The organism is Pseudomonas sp. NPDC096950, from assembly GCF_044762525.1.
Classification (GTDB): Bacteria; Pseudomonadota; Gammaproteobacteria; order Pseudomonadales; family Pseudomonadaceae; genus Aquipseudomonas.
The window spans coordinates 176,909-197,609 of record NZ_JBIWEL010000012.1 but is presented as its reverse complement, the minus strand read 5'-3'; the positions used below and the strand labels follow the sequence as shown (position 1 = coordinate 197,609).

Annotated in this window: 14 protein-coding genes and 1 pseudogene; 9 read left to right on the top strand and 6 right to left on the bottom strand. The window is 60.0% G+C overall.

Annotated features, from left to right (window positions below):
* Positions 1 to 99 precede the first annotated feature (99 nt).
* Positions 100 to 891, bottom strand: a complete 792-nt coding sequence (locus ACIQY3_RS19635; protein WP_403022320.1) for a type II CAAX prenyl endopeptidase Rce1 family protein — start codon at positions 889 to 891, stop codon at positions 100 to 102.
* A 496-nt stretch (positions 892 to 1,387) separates the two neighbouring features.
* On the bottom strand, positions 1,388 to 4,129 hold the full coding sequence (acnA, locus tag ACIQY3_RS19630) for an aconitate hydratase AcnA (RefSeq protein WP_403022318.1): 2,742 nt from the start codon (positions 4,127 to 4,129) through the stop codon (positions 1,388 to 1,390).
* 223 nt (positions 4,130 to 4,352) lie between these two features.
* Here acnA and rlmM point away from each other — a divergent pair, with 223 nt between their 5' ends.
* Positions 4,353 to 5,426, top strand: coding sequence for a 23S rRNA (cytidine(2498)-2'-O)-methyltransferase RlmM (rlmM, locus tag ACIQY3_RS19625; RefSeq protein WP_054615619.1), 1,074 nt, complete (start codon positions 4,353 to 4,355; stop codon positions 5,424 to 5,426).
* A gap of 181 nt (positions 5,427 to 5,607) precedes the next feature.
* Positions 5,608 to 5,859, top strand: a complete 252-nt coding sequence (tusA, locus tag ACIQY3_RS19620; protein ID WP_403022316.1) for a sulfurtransferase TusA — start codon at positions 5,608 to 5,610, stop codon at positions 5,857 to 5,859.
* On the opposite strand, the gene ACIQY3_RS19615 is transcribed toward tusA, so the two are convergent.
* A complete protein-coding gene (locus ACIQY3_RS19615) occupies positions 5,856 to 7,265 on the bottom strand; it encodes an MATE family efflux transporter (RefSeq protein WP_403022314.1) in 1,410 nt (469 codons plus the stop codon). The two genes, tusA and ACIQY3_RS19615, sit on opposite strands and share 4 nt — an antisense overlap.
* A gap of 219 nt (positions 7,266 to 7,484) precedes the next feature.
* On the opposite strand from ACIQY3_RS19615, the gene pdxB reads away from it, so the two are divergent.
* Positions 7,485 to 8,627: a 4-phosphoerythronate dehydrogenase PdxB gene (pdxB, locus tag ACIQY3_RS19610; RefSeq protein WP_403022312.1), complete on the top strand. Its 1,143-nt coding sequence runs from the start codon at positions 7,485 to 7,487 to the stop codon at positions 8,625 to 8,627.
* Positions 8,628 to 8,815: 188 nt separating this feature from the next.
* On the opposite strand, the gene ACIQY3_RS19605 is transcribed toward pdxB, so the two are convergent.
* Positions 8,816 to 8,995 carry a PA1571 family protein gene (locus ACIQY3_RS19605; protein ID WP_054054311.1) on the bottom strand — a complete coding sequence of 60 codons (180 nt, stop codon included), beginning with the start codon at positions 8,993 to 8,995 and terminating at the stop codon, positions 8,816 to 8,818.
* Positions 8,996 to 9,252: 257 nt separating this feature from the next.
* Here ACIQY3_RS19605 and ACIQY3_RS19600 point away from each other — a divergent pair, with 257 nt between their 5' ends.
* Positions 9,253 to 11,061: an ABC transporter transmembrane domain-containing protein gene (locus ACIQY3_RS19600; RefSeq protein WP_403022309.1), complete on the top strand. Its 1,809-nt coding sequence runs from the start codon at positions 9,253 to 9,255 to the stop codon at positions 11,059 to 11,061.
* An 86-nt stretch (positions 11,062 to 11,147) separates the two neighbouring features.
* Here the strand turns inward: ACIQY3_RS19600 and ACIQY3_RS19595 are convergent, their stop codons facing one another.
* Complete coding sequence (locus tag ACIQY3_RS19595) at positions 11,148 to 13,076, bottom strand: transglycosylase SLT domain-containing protein (RefSeq protein WP_403022307.1); 1,929 nt, start codon at positions 13,074 to 13,076, stop codon at positions 11,148 to 11,150.
* Between the two features lie 213 nt (positions 13,077 to 13,289).
* Between ACIQY3_RS19595 and ACIQY3_RS19590 the strand changes: the two genes are divergently transcribed.
* The gene (locus ACIQY3_RS19590; protein WP_403022305.1) at positions 13,290 to 15,209 is read left to right on the top strand and encodes an ATP-binding cassette domain-containing protein; all 1,920 of its coding nucleotides are present in this window, start codon (positions 13,290 to 13,292) and stop codon (positions 15,207 to 15,209) included.
* Positions 15,210 to 15,401: 192 nt separating this feature from the next.
* Here ACIQY3_RS19590 and ACIQY3_RS19585 read toward each other — a convergent pair whose 3' ends face one another.
* Positions 15,402 to 15,839, bottom strand: coding sequence for a universal stress protein (locus tag ACIQY3_RS19585; protein WP_054054300.1), 438 nt, complete (start codon positions 15,837 to 15,839; stop codon positions 15,402 to 15,404).
* 104 nt (positions 15,840 to 15,943) lie between these two features.
* On the opposite strand from ACIQY3_RS19585, the gene ACIQY3_RS19580 reads away from it, so the two are divergent.
* From ACIQY3_RS19580 to ACIQY3_RS19565, 4 genes and pseudogenes are all read left to right on the top strand, one after another.
* Entirely contained in the window at positions 15,944 to 16,381 is a 438-nt protein-coding gene (locus tag ACIQY3_RS19580; RefSeq protein ID WP_403022303.1) for a hypothetical protein, read from the top strand.
* 539 nt (positions 16,382 to 16,920) lie between these two features.
* Positions 16,921 to 19,068, top strand: a pseudogene (fadB, locus tag ACIQY3_RS19575) (fatty acid oxidation complex subunit alpha FadB).
* Between the two features lie 32 nt (positions 19,069 to 19,100).
* The gene (gene fadA / locus ACIQY3_RS19570; protein ID WP_008028488.1) at positions 19,101 to 20,276 is read left to right on the top strand and encodes an acetyl-CoA C-acyltransferase FadA; all 1,176 of its coding nucleotides are present in this window, start codon (positions 19,101 to 19,103) and stop codon (positions 20,274 to 20,276) included.
* A gap of 99 nt (positions 20,277 to 20,375) precedes the next feature.
* A complete protein-coding gene (locus ACIQY3_RS19565; protein WP_046047845.1) occupies positions 20,376 to 20,612 on the top strand; it encodes a DUF1653 domain-containing protein in 237 nt (78 codons plus the stop codon).
* Positions 20,613 to 20,701: the final 89 nt, after the last annotated feature.

The following is a 20,701-nucleotide window of genomic DNA, read 5'->3' as shown; positions in this document are numbered from 1 at the left end:
ATTTCAATCCGTGAGGCTTTGAGAGGTTGTCGGCGTGGTCAGGGATTTATTGAAATTAAATTTCAATAATCAGCGATACGTCGCAGAACGGCTATTGCGTCAGCCGGCAAGCATCGGGTAGGTGAATAGACCGAAATGCAGCAGGTTCAAGCCGAAATGGGTAGCGATGGCCGCACCCAACCCGCCAAATCGGTAGGCCAGACCATAGCCGACACCCGCCAGCCCCGCCAGTAACACCCATTGCCAGCCCGCGCCCAAATGCGCCAGGCCGAACAACAGCGAGGCAAGCAGCAGCGCGAGGTTTTCGCCGTAGGGCAGGTGTTGGAAACGCCGGCTCAGACCGCCCTGGATGTAACCGCGAAACAGCGCTTCCTCCACCAGTGTCACCAGCAGCAGGTTGTTCAAGACCCAGAGCCAGGCCTGGTCTGGCCATTTCGGCGCCCAACTGATCACACCAAGCAACAGCGCGCCGCCGAGGGCGAGCACGGCACTTAGCGTCAGTGCCAGGGCGGTGGCGTAAATCGACAGTCGCAGCGAACGCCGACCGACAATCCACGGGCATACCAGCAACAACCAGAAACCAATCAGCGGTTTGTCCTGGTTCAAATACATGGAAAACGGTACGGCATCGTCGGTGAAACGTTGCGGGTCGATGCCTCGGCCATTGTAGAAACCGGGCAGCCAGTGCATCGCCAGCGCCAGGGCCAGGACGATGAACAGGCCGTGACCGATATAACGACCGGCCTGAATCCTTTGCTGGCGCACGGCGAAACCGGCGAACAGCAGCAGGGCGACAGAGATAGCCGCCAGCCAGCCGAGATGGCCGTAGATCAGGGCCAGGGCATAGCCGATGGAGAGAAGTGCCAGATAGAGCCATGGCAAAGCGGGCATGTTGGAGTCCTTGTACCAATAAATTTTGCAGTGTGACGCGACCCCCTGTGGGAGCGGGCTTGCTCGCGAAGGCGATGTGTCTTCAACATTTGAGTCGGCTGACACACCGCCTTCGCGAGCAAGCCCGCTCCCACAGTGGATCGGTGGTGTTCAGGAGATTGGTGTTCGACACATGACCCCTTGTGGGAGCGAGCCTGCTCGCGAAGGGGGCATAGCATAAACATTGATGCTGACTGTCAGTACGCTTTCGCGAGCAAGCCCGCTCCCACAGTGGGTCGGTGGTGTTCAGGGGATTTGTGGGCAACACATAACCCCTTGTGGGAGCGGGCTTGCTCGCGAAGAGGCCATCACAGCTAACATCGATGTTGCCTGACACTCCGCTTTCGCGAGCAGGCTCGCTCCCATAGTTGTTCGGGGGCGTGCAGGGTATTTTTGTTTGAGGCAGGGCACAAACAAAAACACCGCCCGAAGGCGGTGTCTCTGTCAGCAGCGGTGCTTACGAGGCAATCAACTGCCGCAACACATAATGCAAAATCCCCCCGGCCTTGAAGTACTCGACTTCGTTCAGCGTATCGATCCGGCACAACACCTCGACCTTCTCACTGGTCCCGTTTTCACGGGTGATCACCAGGGTCAGGTTCATTCGCGGTGTGACCTCGACGCCAGTCAAACCGAGGATATCCACGGTTTCCTTGCCGGTCAGGTTCAGGCTCTTGCGGTTCTGATCCAGTTTGAATTGCAGCGGCAAAACGCCCATGCCCACCAGGTTGGAGCGGTGAATTCGTTCGAAGCTTTCGGCGATGACCGCTTTCACGCCCAGCAGATTCGTACCTTTGGCCGCCCAGTCGCGGCTCGACCCGGTGCCGTATTCTTGCCCGGCAATCACCACCAGCGGCGTGCCCGACGCTTGATAACGCATGGCCGCGTCGTAAATCGGCAGCCTCTCGCCAGTCGGAATGTAGATCGTGTTGCCACCTTCTTCACCACCGAGCATTTCGTTGCGAATGCGGATGTTGGCGAAGGTGCCGCGCATCATCACTTCATGGTTGCCGCGCCGCGAGCCGTAGGAGTTGAAGTCCCGCGGTTCCACGCCTTTCTCGCGCAAGTAACGACCGGCCGGGCTGTCGGCCTTGATGTTGCCGGCGGGGGAGATGTGGTCGGTGGTCACCGAATCGCCGAGCAGCGCCAGCACGTTGGCCTTTCTCACGTCCTGAATCACCGGCAGCGGTCCGCCGATGTCATCGAAGAACGGCGGATGCTGGATGTAGGTCGAATCTTCCTGCCAGACATACGTCGCGGCCTGCGGCACTTCAATTGCCTGCCACTGCTCGTCGCCGGCAAACACTTCGGCGTATTCCTTGTGGAACATCGCGGTGTTGACCTGATTCACCGCGTCGGCGATCTCCTTCGTGCTCGGCCAGATGTCCCGCAGAAAAACCGGGTTGCCATTCTTGTCGTCACCCAGGGATTCGCTGCTGATGTCGATCCGCACCGTACCGGCCAACGCATAAGCGACGACCAGCGGCGGGGAGGCCAGCCAGTTGGTTTTCACCAGCGGATGCACCCGGCCCTCGAAGTTGCGGTTGCCGGACAACACCGACGCCACCGCCAGATCGGCTTTCTGAATGGCTTTCTCGATCGGTTCCGGTAACGGCCCGGAGTTGCCGATGCAAGTGGTGCAGCCATAACCGACCAGGGCAAAACCCAGTTCATCGAGGTACTGCGTCAGACCCGCAGCCTTGTAGTAATCGGTGACCACTTTCGAACCCGGCGCCAGGGAACTCTTGACCCACGGTTTGCGTTTCAGGCCTTTCTCGACCGCTTTCTTCGCCACCAGACCGGCCGCCATCATCACGCTCGGGTTGGAGGTGTTGGTGCAGGACGTGATCGCCGCGATCACCACCGCACCGTTTTTCAGCCGGTAGGTGTGGCCTTCAGACTCGTAGTCCGCTTCGCCAACCATGTCGGCGTTGCCCACCGCGACACCGCCGCCGCCTTCACTTTCCAGGCGTCCTTCTTCCTTGCTGGTGGGTTTGATTTGCAGGCCGAGGAAATCGCTGAAGGCCTGGGCGACATTCGGCAGCGAGACACGGTCTTGCGGACGTTTCGGCCCGGCTAGACTGGCTTCGACGCTGCCCATGTCCAGTTCCAGGCTGTCGGTAAAGATCGGTTCCTTGCCCGGCAGGCGCCACAGGCCTTGGGCCTTGGTGTAGGCCTCGACCAGTTTCACCACTTCGGCGGGGCGCCCGGACAGGCGCAGGTATTCCAACGTCACGTCGTCCACCGGGAAGAACCCGCAGGTCGCGCCGTATTCCGGGGCCATGTTGGCGATGGTCGCGCGGTCGGCCAGCGGCAGATCGGCGAGGCCGTCACCGTAGAACTCGACGAATTTGCCGACCACGCCTTTCTTGCGCAGCATCTGCGTGACGGTCAGCACCAGGTCGGTGGCGGTGATGCCTTCCTTGAGTTTGCCGGTGAGTTTGAAACCGATCACTTCCGGGATCAGCATCGACACCGGTTGGCCGAGCATCGCCGCTTCCGCTTCGATCCCGCCGACGCCCCAGCCGAGCACGCCGAGGCCGTTGATCATGGTGGTGTGGGAGTCGGTGCCGACCAGGGTGTCGGGGAACGCATAAGTGCGGCCGTCCTCATCCTTGGTCCAGACCGTGCGCCCGAGGTATTCGAGGTTGACCTGATGGCAGATCCCGGTGCCCGGCGGCACCACGCTGAAGTTATCGAAGGCACTCTGGCCCCAGCGCAGGAACGCGTAACGTTCACCGTTGCGCTGCATTTCGATGTCGACGTTCTGTTCGAAGGCGCTGGAACTGGCGAATTTGTCGACCATCACCGAGTGGTCGATCACCAGGTCCACCGGCGACAGCGGATTGATGCGCTGCGGGTCGCCGCCAGCCTTGGCCATCGCGGCGCGCATGGCGGCCAGATCAACCACGGCCGGCACGCCGGTAAAGTCCTGCATTAATACCCGGGCAGGGCGGTATTGGATTTCGCGGTCGGAGCGACGCTCCTTGAGCCAGGCCGCAATGGCCTTGAGGTCGGCGCCGGTGACGGTTTTTTCGTCCTCCCAGCGCAGCAGGTTTTCCAGCAGCACTTTCAACGACATCGGCAACTTGTCGAGATCACCGAGGCTCTTGGCAGCGTCGGGCAGACTGAAATAATAGTAGGTCTTGTCGTCTATTTGTAAGGTTTTAAGGGTTTTCAGGCTATCGAGGGACGGCATTTGAAATGACTCCTTTGGGTCCGCACGGCTACGGACTGACGGGACAAACAGAGCATTAAACCTAGCCCTGTTTTAAGTAGCTGGCTAATAACTGGACTCTATCGACAAGTCCAAGGTTCCGAACTCGGCTATCATGCGCCGGTTTTCGTGACAGGCTTTGCTTCACCGCAAGCCTGGGCATCGCGCAGTGGCTGAATTCCTCGCCATCTGCCCAGGAGTAAGAATGAACACCCTATTTATGCATTGCCGGCCGGGCTTCGAAGGCGAAGTCTGTTCCGAGATTGCCGAACACGCCGCACGCTTGAACGTGGCCGGCTATGCCAAGGCCAAGACCGCCAGCGCCTGCGCCGAATTCATCTGCACCGAAGAAGACGGCGCCGAGCGCCTGATGCGTGGCCAGCGTTTCGCCGAGCTGATCTTCCCGCGCCAATGGGCTCGCGGGATTTTCATCGATTTGCCGGAAACCGACCGTATCAGCGTGATCCTCGCGCACATCGTCGATTTCCCGGTATGTGGCAGCCTGTGGCTGGAAATGGTCGACACCAACGACGGCAAGGAACTGTCGAACTTCTGCAAGAAATTCGAAGGCCACCTGCGCAAGGCGCTGATGGCGGCCGGCAAACTGGTGGAAGACGCCAGCAAGCCGCGTTTGCTGCTGACCTTCAAAAGCGGTCGTGAAGTGTTCGTCGGGCTGGCCGAGTCGAATAACTCGGCGATGTGGCCGATGGGCATTCCGCGTTTGAAATTCCCCCGTGACGCGCCAAGTCGTTCAACCCTGAAGCTGGAAGAGGCCTGGCACCACTTTATCCCGCGGGACCAGTGGGACGAGCGTCTGCACAGCGACATGACCGGCGTTGACCTCGGCGCCGCGCCCGGCGGCTGGACCTGGCAACTGGTCAACCGTGGCATGCTGGTGACGGCCATCGATAACGGCCCGATGGCCGAAAGCCTGATGGACACCGGCCTGGTGCAGCACTTGATGGCTGACGGTTTCACCTTCAAGCCGCGCCAACCGGTGGACTGGATGGTCTGCGACATCGTCGAGAAACCGGCGCGCAACGCGGCGATGCTGGAAGAGTGGATTGGCGAAGGGCATTGCCGCGAAGCGGTGGTCAACCTCAAGCTGCCGATGAAACAGCGTTACGCGGAAGTGAAGCGCTTGCTCGAACGCATCGCCGAGGGCTTCAAGGAACGCGGGATCAAGGTCGAGATCGGCTGCAAACAGCTGTACCACGACCGCGAAGAAGTGACCTGCCATTTGCGCCGGATTGACGTGAAGAAACCGAAATCCCGCTGAGTTACGCGGACCAATGTGGGAGCGGGCTTGCTCGCGAAGGCGGGCTGACATTCAACATTGATGTCGACTGACACACCGCTTTCGCGAGCAAGCCCGCTCCCACAGGGGGGATGGCGTCATGCCACAGATGACCGAACACCCGGCAATGCGCGACAATGCCGGCCAGTTTCAGGAGTGAATCATGAGTGAATTGCTTGATACGCCGGTAGACGGCACCCTCGACGCCACCGGCCTCAACTGCCCCGAGCCGGTGATGATGCTGCACCAGCACATCCGAGACCTGGCGCCCGGTGGCCTGCTCAAGGTCATCGCCACGGACCCGTCGACCCGGCGCGACATTCCCAAGTTCTGTGTGTTTCTCGACCACGAACTGGTCGGCCAGCACGAAGAGGCAGGCACCTACCTCTACTGGATCCGCAAGAAACTCGCTTAACCCGCCGACTGGCTGATGCGGATCCGCTTGCGTGCACTGCGCGTCAGGCGGATCGACAGCATCAGCGCCGCGCAACTCAAGCCCACGATCAAACCCTGCCACAGCCCGCTCGGGCCGCTTGGTGCGCCGAACCAGTCGGTCAGGCCCAGCGCGTAGCCCACCGGCAAGCCAATTCCCCAATACGCGAACAGGGTCAGGATCATCGTCACCCGCGTGTCCTGATAGCCGCGCAACGCACCGGCCGCCGTGACCTGGATCGCGTCGGAAAACTGAAACAGCGCTGAATACACAATCAACATCGCCGCCACATGAATCACTGTCGGGTCGGCGGTGTAGATCGTGGCGATGTGCTCGCGCAGCAACAACATCATGCTCGCCGACAGACAGGCATACGCCAGGGCAGTGCCCATGCCGACGCCAGCGGCGAAGCGCGCTTCACGGGGTTCATTGCGGCCCAGTGCCTGGCCGACGCGCACGGTGACGGCCATGCCCAGCGAATAAGGGATCATGAACACCAGGGAGCTTACGTTCAGGGCAATTTGATGGCCGGCGACAACGGTCGCGCCGAGGCTGCCGATCAGCAGGGCAATCACCGCGAAAATGCTCGATTCGGCGAACACCGCAATGCCGATTGGCAGGCCGATGCCCAGCAGGCGCTTGATCACCGACCATTGTGGCCAGTCGAAGCGGCTGAACAGTTCGCTTTTCTGGTAGGCCGGCGCCCAGCGGGTATAGGCCATCATGCCGAGGGCCATGAACCACATCACAATCCCCGTCGCCCAGCCACAACCGGCACCGCCCATGGCAGGCACGCCCAAGTGGCCATAAATGAACACGTAGTTCAGCGGGATGTTCAGCGCCAGGGCGCACAAACCGAGGATCATCGCCGGGCGCGTGCGGCCCATGCCGTCGCTGTAGCAGCGCAGCACGTGGTACAGCGCGACCGCAGGCAAACCGGCGGCGATGCCGTGCAGGTATTGCATGCACGGGCCGATCAGCTCGGGATCGACCTTCATGATGTGCAGGATCGGTTCGGCGGCGATCAGCATGCCGGTCGCCATCAATCCGACCACCAGCGCCAGCCACAGAGCCTGGCGCACGATCGGGCCGATCTCGCCGTGGGTACCGGCGCCGAAACGCTGGGCGACTTTTGGCGTAGTGGCGAGCAACGTACCGGTCATCAGCAGGAACACCGGGACCCAGATCGAGTTGCCCAGTGCCACGGCGGCCAGGTCTCGTGGGCCGACCCGGCCCGCCATCACTGCATCGACGAAGCCCATGGCAGTGGTCGCGAGTTGCGCGATCATGATCGGCAGCGCCAGGGCGAGCAGGGTTTTCAGCTCCAGCCGAACCCGGGCCGGGCGGTTGAGGGGAGTTGCAGCGGAGTGGTCAGTCACGGAATTCACAAGCGAAACGTCCAGGGGTACTTGATACGCAGGGCGGCGCATTCTACCCCGTTGACGCACCGGTCAGGAAAAGCGCTGTGTTACCGATTTGTAATCCTTTCCTGCCACCGCACATTCCTTCCCCTCGTAGGAGCTCCTACATGGCTCCTACAGGGGATGCGCGCTAGGCGTGACAGGTCATCTGCAACTACACTGCCGATCCGCCAAAGGAGCCTCGCCATGCTGATTGTTGCCGACGAAAATATCCCGCTGCTCGATGCCTTTTTCCAGGGTTTCGGTGAAATCCGCCGGGTGCCGGGGCGTTCCATCGACCGCGCCATGGTCGAAGAGGCCGATGTACTGCTGGTGCGCTCGGTGACCAACGTCAATCGCGCGTTGCTCGAAGGCAGCAAGGTGCGGTTTGTCGGCACCTGCACCATCGGCACCGATCACCTGGACCTGGATTACTTTCAACAGGCCGGCATCACCTGGTCCAGCGCACCCGGCTGCAATGCCCGGGGCGTGGTCGATTATGTGCTCGGCAGCCTGCTGACCCTGGCCGAAATCGAAGGCGTCGACCTGACTCAACGCACTTATGGCGTGGTCGGTGCCGGTGAAGTGGGCGGGCGGCTGGTCAAGGTTCTGCAAGGCCTGGGTTGGAACGTGCTGGTGTGCGATCCGCCCCGGCAAGCGGCGGAGGGGGGCGATTTCGTCAGCCTTGAGCAGATCATCGAGCAGTGCGACGTCATCAGCCTGCACACACCTTTGAAGAAGCATGGTGCTCAGGCGACCTGGCACCTGTTCGACAAACCCCGTTTGAACCGACTCAAACCCGGCGCCTGGCTGATCAACGCCAGCCGTGGCCCGGTGGTGGACAACGCGGCCCTGCGTCAAGTGTTACTGCAGCGTGAAGACCTGCAAGCGGTGTTGGACGTCTGGGAAGGCGAGCCCGAGGTCGATGTGGCGCTGGCCGAACTCTGCGTGCTGGCGACACCGCATATCGCCGGCTACAGCCTCGACGGCAAACAACGCGGCACGGCGCAGATCTATCAGGCGTATTGCGACTTCCTAGGTCAGCCAGCCCAGGTCAGCCTGAGCGATTTGCTGCCGGCGCCGTGGTTATCGCAGGTGACCTTGCACGCTGACAGCGATCCGGCCTGGGCGCTGGCGATGTTGTGCCGTGGCGTGTACGACCCGCGCCGGGACGATGCAGATTTTCGCCGCAGCCTTGTAGGCACTGTGAGCGAGCAGCGTGCGGCGTTTGATGCGCTGCGCAAGAATTATCCGTCGCGCAGGGAGATTGACGGGTTGCAGGTGCGGATTGACGGGGATTCGCCGGTGTTGCAGAAGATCGTGGCGGCGTTGGGCGCTTCGGCTGTCTGAATACCGAGTTGGCCCTTTCGCGAGCAGGCTCGCTCCCACACTGGATTTCGGTTGAACACCACATTTGAGTTCACCAAAAATCCCCTGTGGGAGCGGGCTTGCTCGCGAATAGCCGCACCACAGTTCCCGGATAATCACCCATAAAAAACCCGGCCAACCAGGGCCGGGTCAAGAAGACGGTGGCTATATCACTCTTGTTCGGCAGGCTTGACCAATCGTTTCTCCAGTTCGCGGCACGCGTCCTGGATCATGCCTTCAGTGATCGGTACTTCGTGCCCGTCCTCATCGATAATCGAGCAACCCAGAGACTGGTCTGGTTGTGTGCGGATCACTTGAATCTTGTCTTCGCTGCTGTTTTGCAAGGACATGGCCTGTCTCCTCATCAGGTTGTGTGCTTACTCTAAAACCGCCAGGTGACCGGGCTGTGACAACTCCCTGCGGTCTCACCAGAGCGGCAACGCCAGTCCACCAGAAATAGTGCGGTGTTACCACCCGGACTTTAGACCAATAGCGTCTAGCCGCTAGTCTTGGCGGACATAATTAACCTGACTCATTGTGATTTACAGAGTTCCACCCCATTGAGTGTGTAGGCTGGCCCGATCAATCGCTTCTGCTGCGAACCTGGATGAACCCGATGCTCTCTTCCCGTCACCGCCGCGCCATTCGTCTGGCCAGTCGTTTTCTTGTGCCGTATCGCGGACAGGCCCTGGGCGCCTTGCTGGCGTTGATCGTCACCGCCGGCATCACCTTGTCCATGGGGCAGGGGATTCGACTGTTGGTGGATCAGGGTTTCATGACCCAATCGCCGCATTTGCTCAACCAGACCATCGGTCTATTCATGGTGCTGGTGCTTGCGCTGGCGGTCGGCACTTTTGCGCGCTTCTATCTGGTGTCGTGGATCGGCGAGCGGGTGGTCGCCGATATCCGGCGCCAGGTGTTCAATCATCTGGTGTACCTGCATCCGGGCTTCTACGAAGACAACCGCAGCTCCGAGATCCAGTCGCGATTGACCGCCGACACCACGCTGCTGCAATCGGTGATCGGCTCTTCGCTGTCGCTGTTTTTGCGCAATCTGCTGATGGTCATCGGCGGGATTGTGTTGCTGTTTATCACCAATCCCAAGCTCACCAGCATTGTGGTGATCGCCTTGCCGCTGGTGATTGCGCCGATCCTGATCTTCGGCCGTCGGGTGCGCAGCCTGTCGCGGGAAAGCCAGGACCGGATTGCCGATGTCGGCAGCTACGTGTCCGAAACCCTCGGCCAGATCAAAACCGTGCAGGCCTACAACCATCAGGTCCAAGATGAAAAACGCTTTGCGGTGACTGTGGAGCAGGCATTCGACACGGCGCGCAAACGCATCGTCCAGCGTTCGTGGTTGATCACGCTGGTGATCGTGCTGGTGCTGGGCGCGGTGGGCGTCATGCTCTGGGTCGGTGGCATGGACGTGATCGCCGGGCGGATTTCCGGCGGGGAACTGGCGGCGTTTGTCTTTTACAGCCTGATCGTCGGCAGCGCTTTCGGCACCTTGAGCGAAGTCATCGGCGAGTTACAGCGCGCGGCCGGTGCGGCGGAGCGGATCGCCGAATTGCTGCGTTCGGAAAACATCATCCAGCCACCGACCAGCGGATTGGTGACGTTGCCTGAGCGGGTAAAGGGGAATTTGCAGCTGCAGGATGTGCGCTTTTCCTACCCATCGCGTCCCGAAAGCTATGCGGTCGATGGTCTGAATCTGACGATCAATGCGGGCGAAACCCTGGCACTGGTCGGACCGTCCGGCGCGGGCAAGTCCACCGTGTATGACTTGTTGCTGCGATTTTACGACCCCGCCGAAGGACGCATCCTGCTCGACGGTGTGCCGCTGACTCAACTCGATCCGCTGGATCTGCGTCGTTGCTTCGCCTTGGTCTCGCAAAACCCGGCGCTGTTTTTCGGCAGCATCGAAGAAAACATCCGCTACGGCAATCCGGGGGCGACCCTGGCCCAAGTCCAGGAAGCGGCAAAAATCGCCTACGCCCACGACTTCATCGAGCAAATGCCCCACGGTTACCAGACCCACCTCGGTGACGGCGGCCTCGGCTTGTCCGGCGGCCAGCGCCAACGCCTGGCCATTGCCCGGGCGCTGCTGGTGGACGCACCGATCCTGCTGCTCGACGAAGCCACCAGCGCCCTCGACGCCCAGAGCGAGCACCTGATCCAGCAAGCCCTGCCCAGCCTCATGAAAAACCGCACCACCCTGGTCATCGCCCATCGCCTGGCCACCGTGAAAAACGCCGACCGCATCGCGGTGATGGACCAGGGGAAACTGGTGGCAGTGGGGACGCATCAGGAACTGGTGGCAAGTAATGCGCTGTATGCGCGGTTGGCGGCGTTGCAGTTTAGTGATGGCCCGGATGCGCATACCGATCCAGTAACCGACCCAATAGCGACTAAGTAACCGACCAAGTAGAGCAGCATAAAAAATGCCCGCATCAATCGAAGCGGGCATTTTTGTTAGCGGCTCAGAACAAGATCAAGGAACGGTCACTGATCATCAAAATACCGCTCATGCCAATCCACCAGCGGCTGCGGCGAGTTGAGTTTCTGGCCGTAGATCACCGAGTACGACAACACGTTCTGCACGTACTGGCGGGTTTCGTCGAACGGGATGCTTTCTACCCACACGTCGAAGCTCAGGTGATCGGCGCCGCGCAGCCACTGGCGCACGCGGCCGGGGCCGGCGTTGTAGGCGGCGGAGGCGAGGACGCGGTTGCCGTTGAACTGGCTGTGGACCTGGCTCAGGTAGGCGGCGCCGAGTTGGATGTTCTTGTCCGGGTCGAGCACTTGCTGCGGCGAGGCCAGGGGAATGCTGAATTTGCGCGCGGTTTCCTTGGCGGTGCCGGGCATCAATTGCATCAAGCCACTGGCGCCGACGCCGGAGCGGGCGTCGTCCATGAAGGCACTTTCCTGGCGAGTGATGGCGAACACCCAGCTCGAATGCAAACCACGGACCTTGGCTTCACGCACCAGGGTTTCGCGGTGGGCCATCGGGAAGCGGATATCCAGGTCGTCCCAGTACTGCGCCTGACTGATGGTGCGGATCGCCGGGAAATACCATTTCAGGTCGTAGGCCAGTTTCGCCTGGGCAACCATTTCGTCACGGTTGAAGTGACGGCTGACGTGATACCACTCGCGACGACCGTCGACGATCTGTCCGCGGGCGTGGAATTCCAGGGCGCGACGCACGCCCGGCGTGTTGCGCACCTTGTTGATCAGCGCCTGGCTCAGTACCAGCGGTTTGTTGACCAGCGAGTAGGGCAGTTGCGAGCGGTCGGCCGCGAGGAAACCGTAGAAATCCCGTTCACGGGCCAGGCCTTTGTACAGCGTTTGTGCTTCCGGGTTCTGCGGTTGCGCCAGTTCCAGGCTGCGGGCCTGCCAGTAACGCCAGCGGTTGGTGGTCGCGAGATCCTGGGGCAAACGCCGGGTCAACTGATAGGCATCATCCCAGCGGGCCAGGCGCAGCAACAGGCGCAGGCGCCATTCGGACACGGTGTTGTCGCGCAGTTCCGGGTCGTATTTGGTCATGACGTCCAGCGCGCGCGGGTCGAAACGTCGGGCGAGGGTCAGGCCGATTTCCCGGGCGATCGCGACTTTTTCGTCGCGGGAGAAATGCATGCTGCTGGCGTAACCGTCGAGCAGGTCCATGGCCTTGTCCGGATCCTGGCGCGCCAGGCGACGCAGTCCGAGGCTGACGATGTCGGACATTGGCTCATCGGCAGGAGCAAACCGAGACGGCTGATTGAGCAGCTCGGGTTTCTGCGCCACATCCACCAACAAACGACCACGCGGGGCGAGGGTGGTCAGGCCGCTTACCAGGCTGTTGGCCAGCGGATAGTTGCGTGCCTGGGCCGCGAGTTTGGTGCGTTCCCAGCGTTTCTGTTCGGTCAGTTGACCTTCGGCGGCCCAGATGCCGAACAGGCCATCACAGGCGGCGGGTTGCGATTTGCCGGTCAGCCAGAGTTTTTCGGCGTTGGCGTAACCTTGGGCTTTCAGGTTGTGGCCGATCTCATATTGCGCGTTCAGGCAGTCCAGCTCGGTGAAATTGAGCTTAGGGTCGTAGTACTTGACGAAGGTCGCCCAGTCGCCGCGATCCGCCAACCAGCGCAACCAGCGCAATTTCATCCAGTTGGCCTGGGGCAGGTCACCGTGTTCGGCGAGGAATTTTTCGATTTCGGCATTGCTGGCGGTTTTAAGGCGAGCGGTCAGTTCGTCATAGGCAAGATAGGGTTCCAGCGGATAATCGCTGAGGGCCTGGCTGTAGCGGAAATAGGGCTCGGAATCGCCTTTGGCCAAGGCACGCTTGGCTTCATCGTAATACTGGCGTTGGGTGGACAAGTCCACCGCCTGGACTGATTGAGCGGCAGTGGCAGAAAGAAGCAAACACGATAAAAGACTGAAAAGGCGACTGCGCATGAGACATCCGGGCAGAAAAATCATGACAAGTGCTGACAGGGCCGGCACTGAATAATCTGTAGCTTAGCCTTTTGCCAGCAACCGGCGAAAGCTTTGCCGGCCTGCCGGTGCAAGATCGCAACAATTGTCATGCAGAGTGCTACAGAGGTGAAATTGCCGGCCTTCTGAAGCCTCAAGTCAGGTAGAATGCGCGCCCGGTTTTTGGAGAAGCTCATGACCCTGCTCAAATTCAGCGATGTGTCCCTTGCTTTCGGCTCTACGCCGTTGTTGGACAAGGTGTCCTGGCAGATCGCCCGTGGTGAGCGGGTGTGCATCATCGGCCGCAATGGCACTGGCAAGTCCAGCATGATGAAGCTCGTCAAGGGCGACCAGAAGCCCGATGACGGCTCCGTTTGGCGCGCACCCGGCCTCAAGATTGGCGAATTGCCGCAAGAATTGCCGGTAGCCGACGAGCGGACCGTGTTCGACGTCGTGGCTGAGGGTCTGGACGGTGTGGGCGAGCTGCTTGCGCAGTATCACCACCTGAGCCAGAACATCGTCACCGACGCCGACCTGGACAAACTGATGCACGTCCAGCACGACCTCGAAGCCCGCGACGGCTGGCGTTTGCAGCAACTGGTCGACAGCACGTTGAGCCGTCTGCAACTGCCCGCCGACAAGACCCTCGCCGAATTGTCCGGCGGCTGGCGTCGCCGCGTCCTGCTGGCCCAGGCCCTGGTTTCCGAACCGGACCTGCTGCTGCTCGACGAACCGACCAACCACTTGGACATCGGTGCAATCGCCTGGCTCGAAGAAGCGCTGAAGGATTTCCAGGGCGCCGTGCTGTTCATCACGCACGACCGTTCCTTCCTGCAGAACCTCGCGACCCGCATCCTTGAACTGGATCGCGGCGGCCTGATCGACTGGAACGGCGACTACGCCAGTTTCCTCGTGCACAAAGAAGCCTCGCTGGCCGCTGAAGATACGGCCAACGCGCTGTTCGACAAAAAACTGGCCCAGGAAGAAGTCTGGATCCGCCAGGGCATCAAGGCGCGCCGCACCCGTAACGAAGGCCGCGTGCGTGCCCTCAAGGCTTTGCGCAACGAGCGCAGTGAGCGTCGTGAGCGCACCGGCAAGGCCAACATTCAGCTGGACACCGCCGACAAGTCCGGCAAGCAGGTGATGGTCCTCGAGAACGTGAGCTTCGCTCACCCGGGCGGCCCGTTCCTGATCAAGGACTTCTCGATGGTCCTGCAGCGCGGCGACCGTATCGGTCTGCTCGGCGCCAACGGTACCGGCAAGACCACCTTGCTCAAACTGATGCTCAACGGCTTGCAGCCAACCAGCGGCACTGTGGAAGAGGGGACGCGCATCGACGTGGCCTACTTCGACCAGTTGCGCCATCAGTTGGACCTGGAAAAGACCGTGATCGACAACGTGGCCGAAGGTCGCGACTTCATCGATATCGATGGTCAGAGCCGCCACGTGCTGAGCTACCTCGGCGACTTCCTGTTCAGCCCGCAGCGTGCCCGCACGCCGGTGAAGGCGCTGTCCGGTGGTGAGCGTGCCCGTCTGTTGCTGGCCAAGCTGTTCAGCAAACCGGCGAACCTGCTGGTACTCGATGAGCCAACCAACGACCTCGACGTCGAAACCCTCGAGCTGCTGGAAGAGGTCTTGCTGACCTTCAACGGCACCGTGCTGATGGTCAGTCACGACCGGGCATTCCTCGACAACGTCGTGACCAGCACCCTGGTTTTCGAAGGCGAAGGCAAGGTCCGCGAATATGTCGGTGGTTATCAGGACTGGCTGCGTCAAGGCGGCTCGCCGCGCCTGCTGGGCGTGACCGAGAGCAAGTCCGGCAAGGCCGACCTGACCTCCGCTGTGGTGACGGCCGAAGCGGCGCCAGTCGCTGTTGCTGTCGAAGCGCCGGTGGCGAAGAAGAAGCTCAGCTACAAGCATCAGCGTGAGCTGGAAATGCTGCCGGGCCAGATCGAAGCCATGGAAACGCAGATCGCGTCGGTTGAAGCGCAGATGGCGGACGTCGCTTTCTATCAGCGCCCGGTTACTGAAACGGCGGCAGTGATTGCTCAGCTTGAGCAATTGCAGGCTGAGCTCGAGGTGATGGTCGAGCGCTGGGCCGAGCTGGATGCTTGAATGATCCTGCAATAAAAAAGCCCGGCGTTCAGAGATGAGCGCCGGGCTTTTCGTATGGAATGCGATTTACTGGGCTGCCATAGATCCAATGTGGGAGCGGGCTTGCTCGCGAAAGCGCTGTATCAGTCAGCACATTTGTTGAATGTTAAGCCGCCTTCGCGAGCAAGCCCGCTCCCACATTGTTCCGGGTTGTCAGCTTTTGACCAGGCGCACCGCGAGTACATCGCAAGGCGCACCGTGCAGCACGTCGTTGGCGGTGGAGCCGAGCAGCAGCGCCAGACCGTGCCGGCCGTGACTGCCTACCACGATCAGGTCGCAGGTCTGTTCCTTGGCCAGGTGATGGATCTCCTGGCGCGGTTGGCCGTAAGTCAGGTGGCTGTATTCCTTGGTGAGCTCCGGATACTTCAGGATCAGTCGGTCCAGGCGCTCCTTGGCTTGATCGAACTGTTGCTGCTGCAACTGGGACAGGTCCATCGGTACGTCGCCGCCAAAGGCCATGGCCATCGGCTCGACAATGTGCACCAGGGACAGCTTCGCGCCGTTGCTCACCGACAGTTCGCGAGCGCGGTGGATAACAGGATCGCACTCTTCGGTTAGATCTACAGCGACCAGAATATGGTGGTAGGGCATGAGGTGCTCCTCCTGAGGATTGCGATATTGGTAAGTATGGCTGGTTTCAAGCGCAATGGTTCCAAAGTGACTCAAAGCGCTCATCAAGAATCGGGAGTACAGATATGACGGTCTGGATAGTGGTGTCAATCCTGCTGGTGGTACTGAGTCCACTGGCATGGTTGCGGCCGTCGCGCCACCAGAGCGGGCGCATGGCCTTGAGGATGGAAGCGCGACGCATCGGCCTGGCCATGCAACTGGCGCCTCAGGAGTGGCCGCACTGGCTGAGCCAGGAGCCGCCGAGCCCGTGCGCGCAGTACCATCGGCCGCGTCGAGGCAATCAGCCAAAGTGCTGGAGTTACTGGCAGAAAGCGCCGGGCGTGTGGGTCAATCAGTGGCAGGAGGTCTGTGAAGATCAGGCGCTGCTCAATCATTTCGAAAAATTGCCAGCCAATGTCTACAAGGTCGAGGCGGACAAGCAGATGATCTTCTTGTACTGGGGCGAGAAGGGCGAAGCGAGTGTTTTGCAGGATATTGATGCGGTGCTGAAAGCGCTGGCATGACTCGCGGAAATTTCGCGCTGCAATGGCGCGAAATGTCTGGCAGACAGGCAATAAAAAGCCCGACATCATCATCGGGCTGGGATTGGCCAGGCAGGCCGGAAATCTTTGTGGCGCTGATCTTACGCCGGGCATTCACCAAAAGTGTTCAAATTTTTTCCTCAATGTCCCGCCAGCGTAGCTGCTTAAACGCAGGTTGCCGTGAATTAGGGCGACTTTTCTAACTATTGATTCTATGAATGGCCTCACATGCACCTGCGTGTTGTAAGCCTTCGTCTTACGGAAATGACTGCAAAGTCGCGTTTCAACCCGCATTTTGGGCGATTGACAATTGCCGGAAATTCCGTGAAGGTGGCGTACCCAAATCAAACGGGCGTATGAATTGAGCGTTTGTATTTCAGAGCGCTCCTACAGAATCCCGACTATCGCGTTGGCGGGTGTGCCGGGTGGATTGGCGTTAGCATCGACGAAAAGCGTCCTGCCGAGCCAACCGCCTGCGTCCGACGTGTACTGTTCAGCTTCCATATCGTGGAGATCAGTTGATGATTTACGAAGGTAAAGCCATCACGGTTAAGGCTCTTGAAAGTGGCATCGTCGAACTGAAGTTCGATCTCAAGGGTTAGTCCGTCAACAAGTTCAACCGTCTAACCCTGAACGAACTGCGTCAGGCCGTAGACACCATCAAGGCAGATGCTTCGATCAAGGGTGTGATCGTCAGCAGTGGCAAGGACGTGTTCATCGTCGGCGCCGACATCACCGAATTTGTCGAGAACTTCAAGCTGCCTGATGCAGAGCTTGTCGCTGGCAACCTCGAAGCCAACAAGATTTTCAGCGATTTCGAAGACCTCAACGTCCCGACTGTCGCCGCGATCAACGGTATCGCCCTGGGCGGCGGTCTGGAAATGTGCCTGGCGGCGGACTACCGCGTCATGTCCACCAAGGCCAAGATCGGTCTGCCGGAAGTCAAACTGGGCATCTACCCGGGCTTCGGCGGCACCGTGCGTCTGCCGCGCCTGATCGGTGCCGACAACGCCATCGAGTGGATTGCCGCCGGCAAGGAAAACCGTCCTGAAGACGCGCTGAAAGTCGGCGCAGTCGATGCGGTGGTTGCACCTGAGAAACTGCAGGAAGCGGCCCTGGAACTGATCAAGCGCGCCATCTCCGGCGAGTTTGACTACAAGGCCAAGCGTCAGCCGAAGCTGGAAAAGCTGAAACTGAACGCCATCGAACAAATGATGGCTTTCGAAACCGCCAAAGGTTTCGTCGCCGGTCAGGCTGGCCCGAACTACCCGGCGCCGGTTGAAGCGATCAAGACCATCCAGAAAGCCGCGAACTTCGGTCGCGACAAGGCGCTGGAAGTCGAAGCCGCCGGTTTCGTCAAACTGGCCAAGACCTCTGCCGCGCAGAGCTTGATCGGTCTGTTCCTGAACGATCAGGAACTGAAGAAAAAGGCCAAGGCTTACGACGAAATCGCCCGTGACGTGAAGCAGGCTGCCGTATTGGGCGCCGGCATCATGGGTGGCGGTATCGCTTATCAGTCGGCCTCCAAAGGTACGCCGATCCTGATGAAGGACATCAACGAGCACGGCATCGAGCAAGGCCTGGCTGAAGCCGCCAAGCTGCTGGTCGGTCGCGTTGATAAAGGTCGCATGACCCCGGCGAAAATGGCTGAAGTGCTCAACGGCATTCGTCCGACCCTGTCCTACGGTGATTTCGGTCACGTGGACCTGGTGGTTGAAGCGGTCGTCGAAAACCCTAAGGTCAAGCAGGCCGTACTGGCCGAAGTCGAAGACAAGGTCAAAGAGGACACCATCCTCGCGTCCAACACCTCGACCATTTCCATCACCTTGCTGGCCAAAGCCCTCAAGCGTCCGGAAAACTTCGTCGGCATGCACTTCTTCAACCCGGTGCACATGATGCCGTTGGTTGAAGTGATCCGTGGCGAGAAGTCCAGCGAGCTGGCTGTTGCCACTACCGTTGCCTACGCCAAGAAAATGGGCAAGAACCCGATCGTCGTCAACGACTGCCCGGGCTTCCTGGTCAAGCGCGTACTGTTCGCGTACTTCGGCGGTTTCGCCAATCTGGTCTGCGCCGGTGTGGACTTCTTCCGTATCGACAAGATCATGGAATAATTCGGCTGGCCAATGGGCCCGGCGTACCTGATGGACGTGGTCGGTATCGACACCGGTCACCACGGTCGTGACGTGATGGCTGAAGGCTTCCCGGACCGCATGAAAGACGATCGCCGTTCGGCTATCGACGTGCTCTACGAAGCCAAGCGCCTGGGCCAGAAGAACGGCAAGGGTTTCTACGCTTACGAGACCGACAAGAAGGGCAAGCAGAAGAAAGTCGCCGATCCGTCGGTGCTGGAAGTGCTCAAGCCGATCGTTTACGAGCAGCGCGAAGTCACTGACGAAGACATCATCAACTGGATGATGATCCCGCTGTGCCTGGAAACCGTGCGTTGCCTGGAAGACGGCATTGTCGAAACCGCCGCCGAAGCCGACATGGGTCTGGTCTACGGTATTGGTTTCCCTCCATTCCGTGGCGGTGCGCTGCGCTACATCGATTCGATCGGTGTTGCAGAGTTCGTTGCCCTGGCTGACCAGTACGCTGATTTGGGCGCGCTGTACCACCCGACCGCGAAGCTGCGTGAAATGGCCAAGACTGGCCAACGGTTCTTCGGTTAAGCGTCCCAACACTTGAGCGAGAGTGAAATTTTATGAGCTTGAATCCAAGAGACGTCGTGATTGTCGACTTCGGTCGTACTCCGATGGGCCGCTCCAAGGGCGGCATGCACCGCAACACCCGCGCCGAAGACATGTCGGCGCACCTGATCAGCAAATTGCTGGAACGCAACGTCAAGGTTGACCCGAACGAAGTCGAAGACGTGATCTGGGGCTGCGTTAACCAGACCCTGGAGCAGGGCTGGAACATCGCTCGCATGGCGTCCCTGATGACTCAGATCCCGCACACTGCTGCCGGCCAGACCGTCAGCCGCCTGTGTGGTTCGTCGATGAGCGCGCTGCACACCGCGGCACAAGCGATCATGACCGGCAACGGTGACGTGTTCGTGGTTGGCGGCGTCGAGCATATGGGTCACGTGAGTATGATGCACGGTGTCGATCCGAACCCGCACATGTCCCTGTACGCGGCGAAAGCCTCTGGCATGATGGGCCTGACCGCTGAAATGCTGGGCAAAATGCACGGTATCACTCGCGAACAACAGGACGCTTTCGGCGTGCGCTCCCACCAGTTGGCCCACAAGGCGACCGTGGAAGGCAAGTTCAAAGACGAAATCATCCCGATGCAGGGCTACGACGAGAACGGTTTCCTGAAACTGTTCGACTACGACGAAACCATTCGTCCGGAAACCACCCTGGAAAGCCTGGCGGCTCTGAAGCCTGCTTTCAATCCTAAGGGCGGCACCGTGACAGCCGGTACTTCGTCGCAAATCACCGATGGTGCTTCGTGCATGATCGTGATGTCGGCGCAGCGTGCCCAAGACCTGGGCATCCAGCCTCTGGCAGTGATTCGTTCGATGGCAGTGGCAGGTGTGGACCCGGCGATCATGGGCTATGGTCCAGTACCGGCTACACAGAAAGCACTGAAACGTGCGGGCCTGGGGATCAACGATATCGACTTCTTCGAGCTCAACGAAGCTTTCGCCGCACAGGCCCTGCCAGTGCTGAAAGATCTGAAAGTGCTCGACAAGATGAACGAGAAGGTTAACCTGCACGGCGGCGCGATCGCCTTGGGTCACCCGTTCGGTTGCTCCGGTGCGCGTATCTCCGGCACTTTGCTGAACGTGATGAAGCAAAATGGCGGCACCTTCGGGGTAGCCACCATGTGCATTGGTCTCGGCCAAGGCATCTCCACCGTCTTCGAACGCGTTTAAGCGACTCGTTGATGGAAGCCGGGGCCAAGTGCCCCGGTTTTTGTTTTTCTGAATTTATTTTTGTTTTTATTTTGAAAAGATTTGAGTGAGGGCCGAACCATGCCGATACAACCTGGGCTCTACCAACATTACAAAGGTCCGCAGTACCGCGTATTCAGTATTGCGCGGCATTCGGAAACCGAAGAAGAAGTGGTCTTCTACCAAGCCCTGTATGGCGATTACGGCTTTTGGGTACGTCCCTTGAGCATGTTCCTGGAGTCGGTCGAGGTTGACGGCGAACAGGTGCCACGCTTTGCTTTGGTGCAAGCCGAACCGAGCCTTTTTTCGAAGCCATAAGCTGAGTGCGCGCAAGACCCTGCGCTTGACCTCACCTTGTAGCCACTATATATAGCGGTGCCGCGTCAGGCGCCAACCGCCTTTCACTT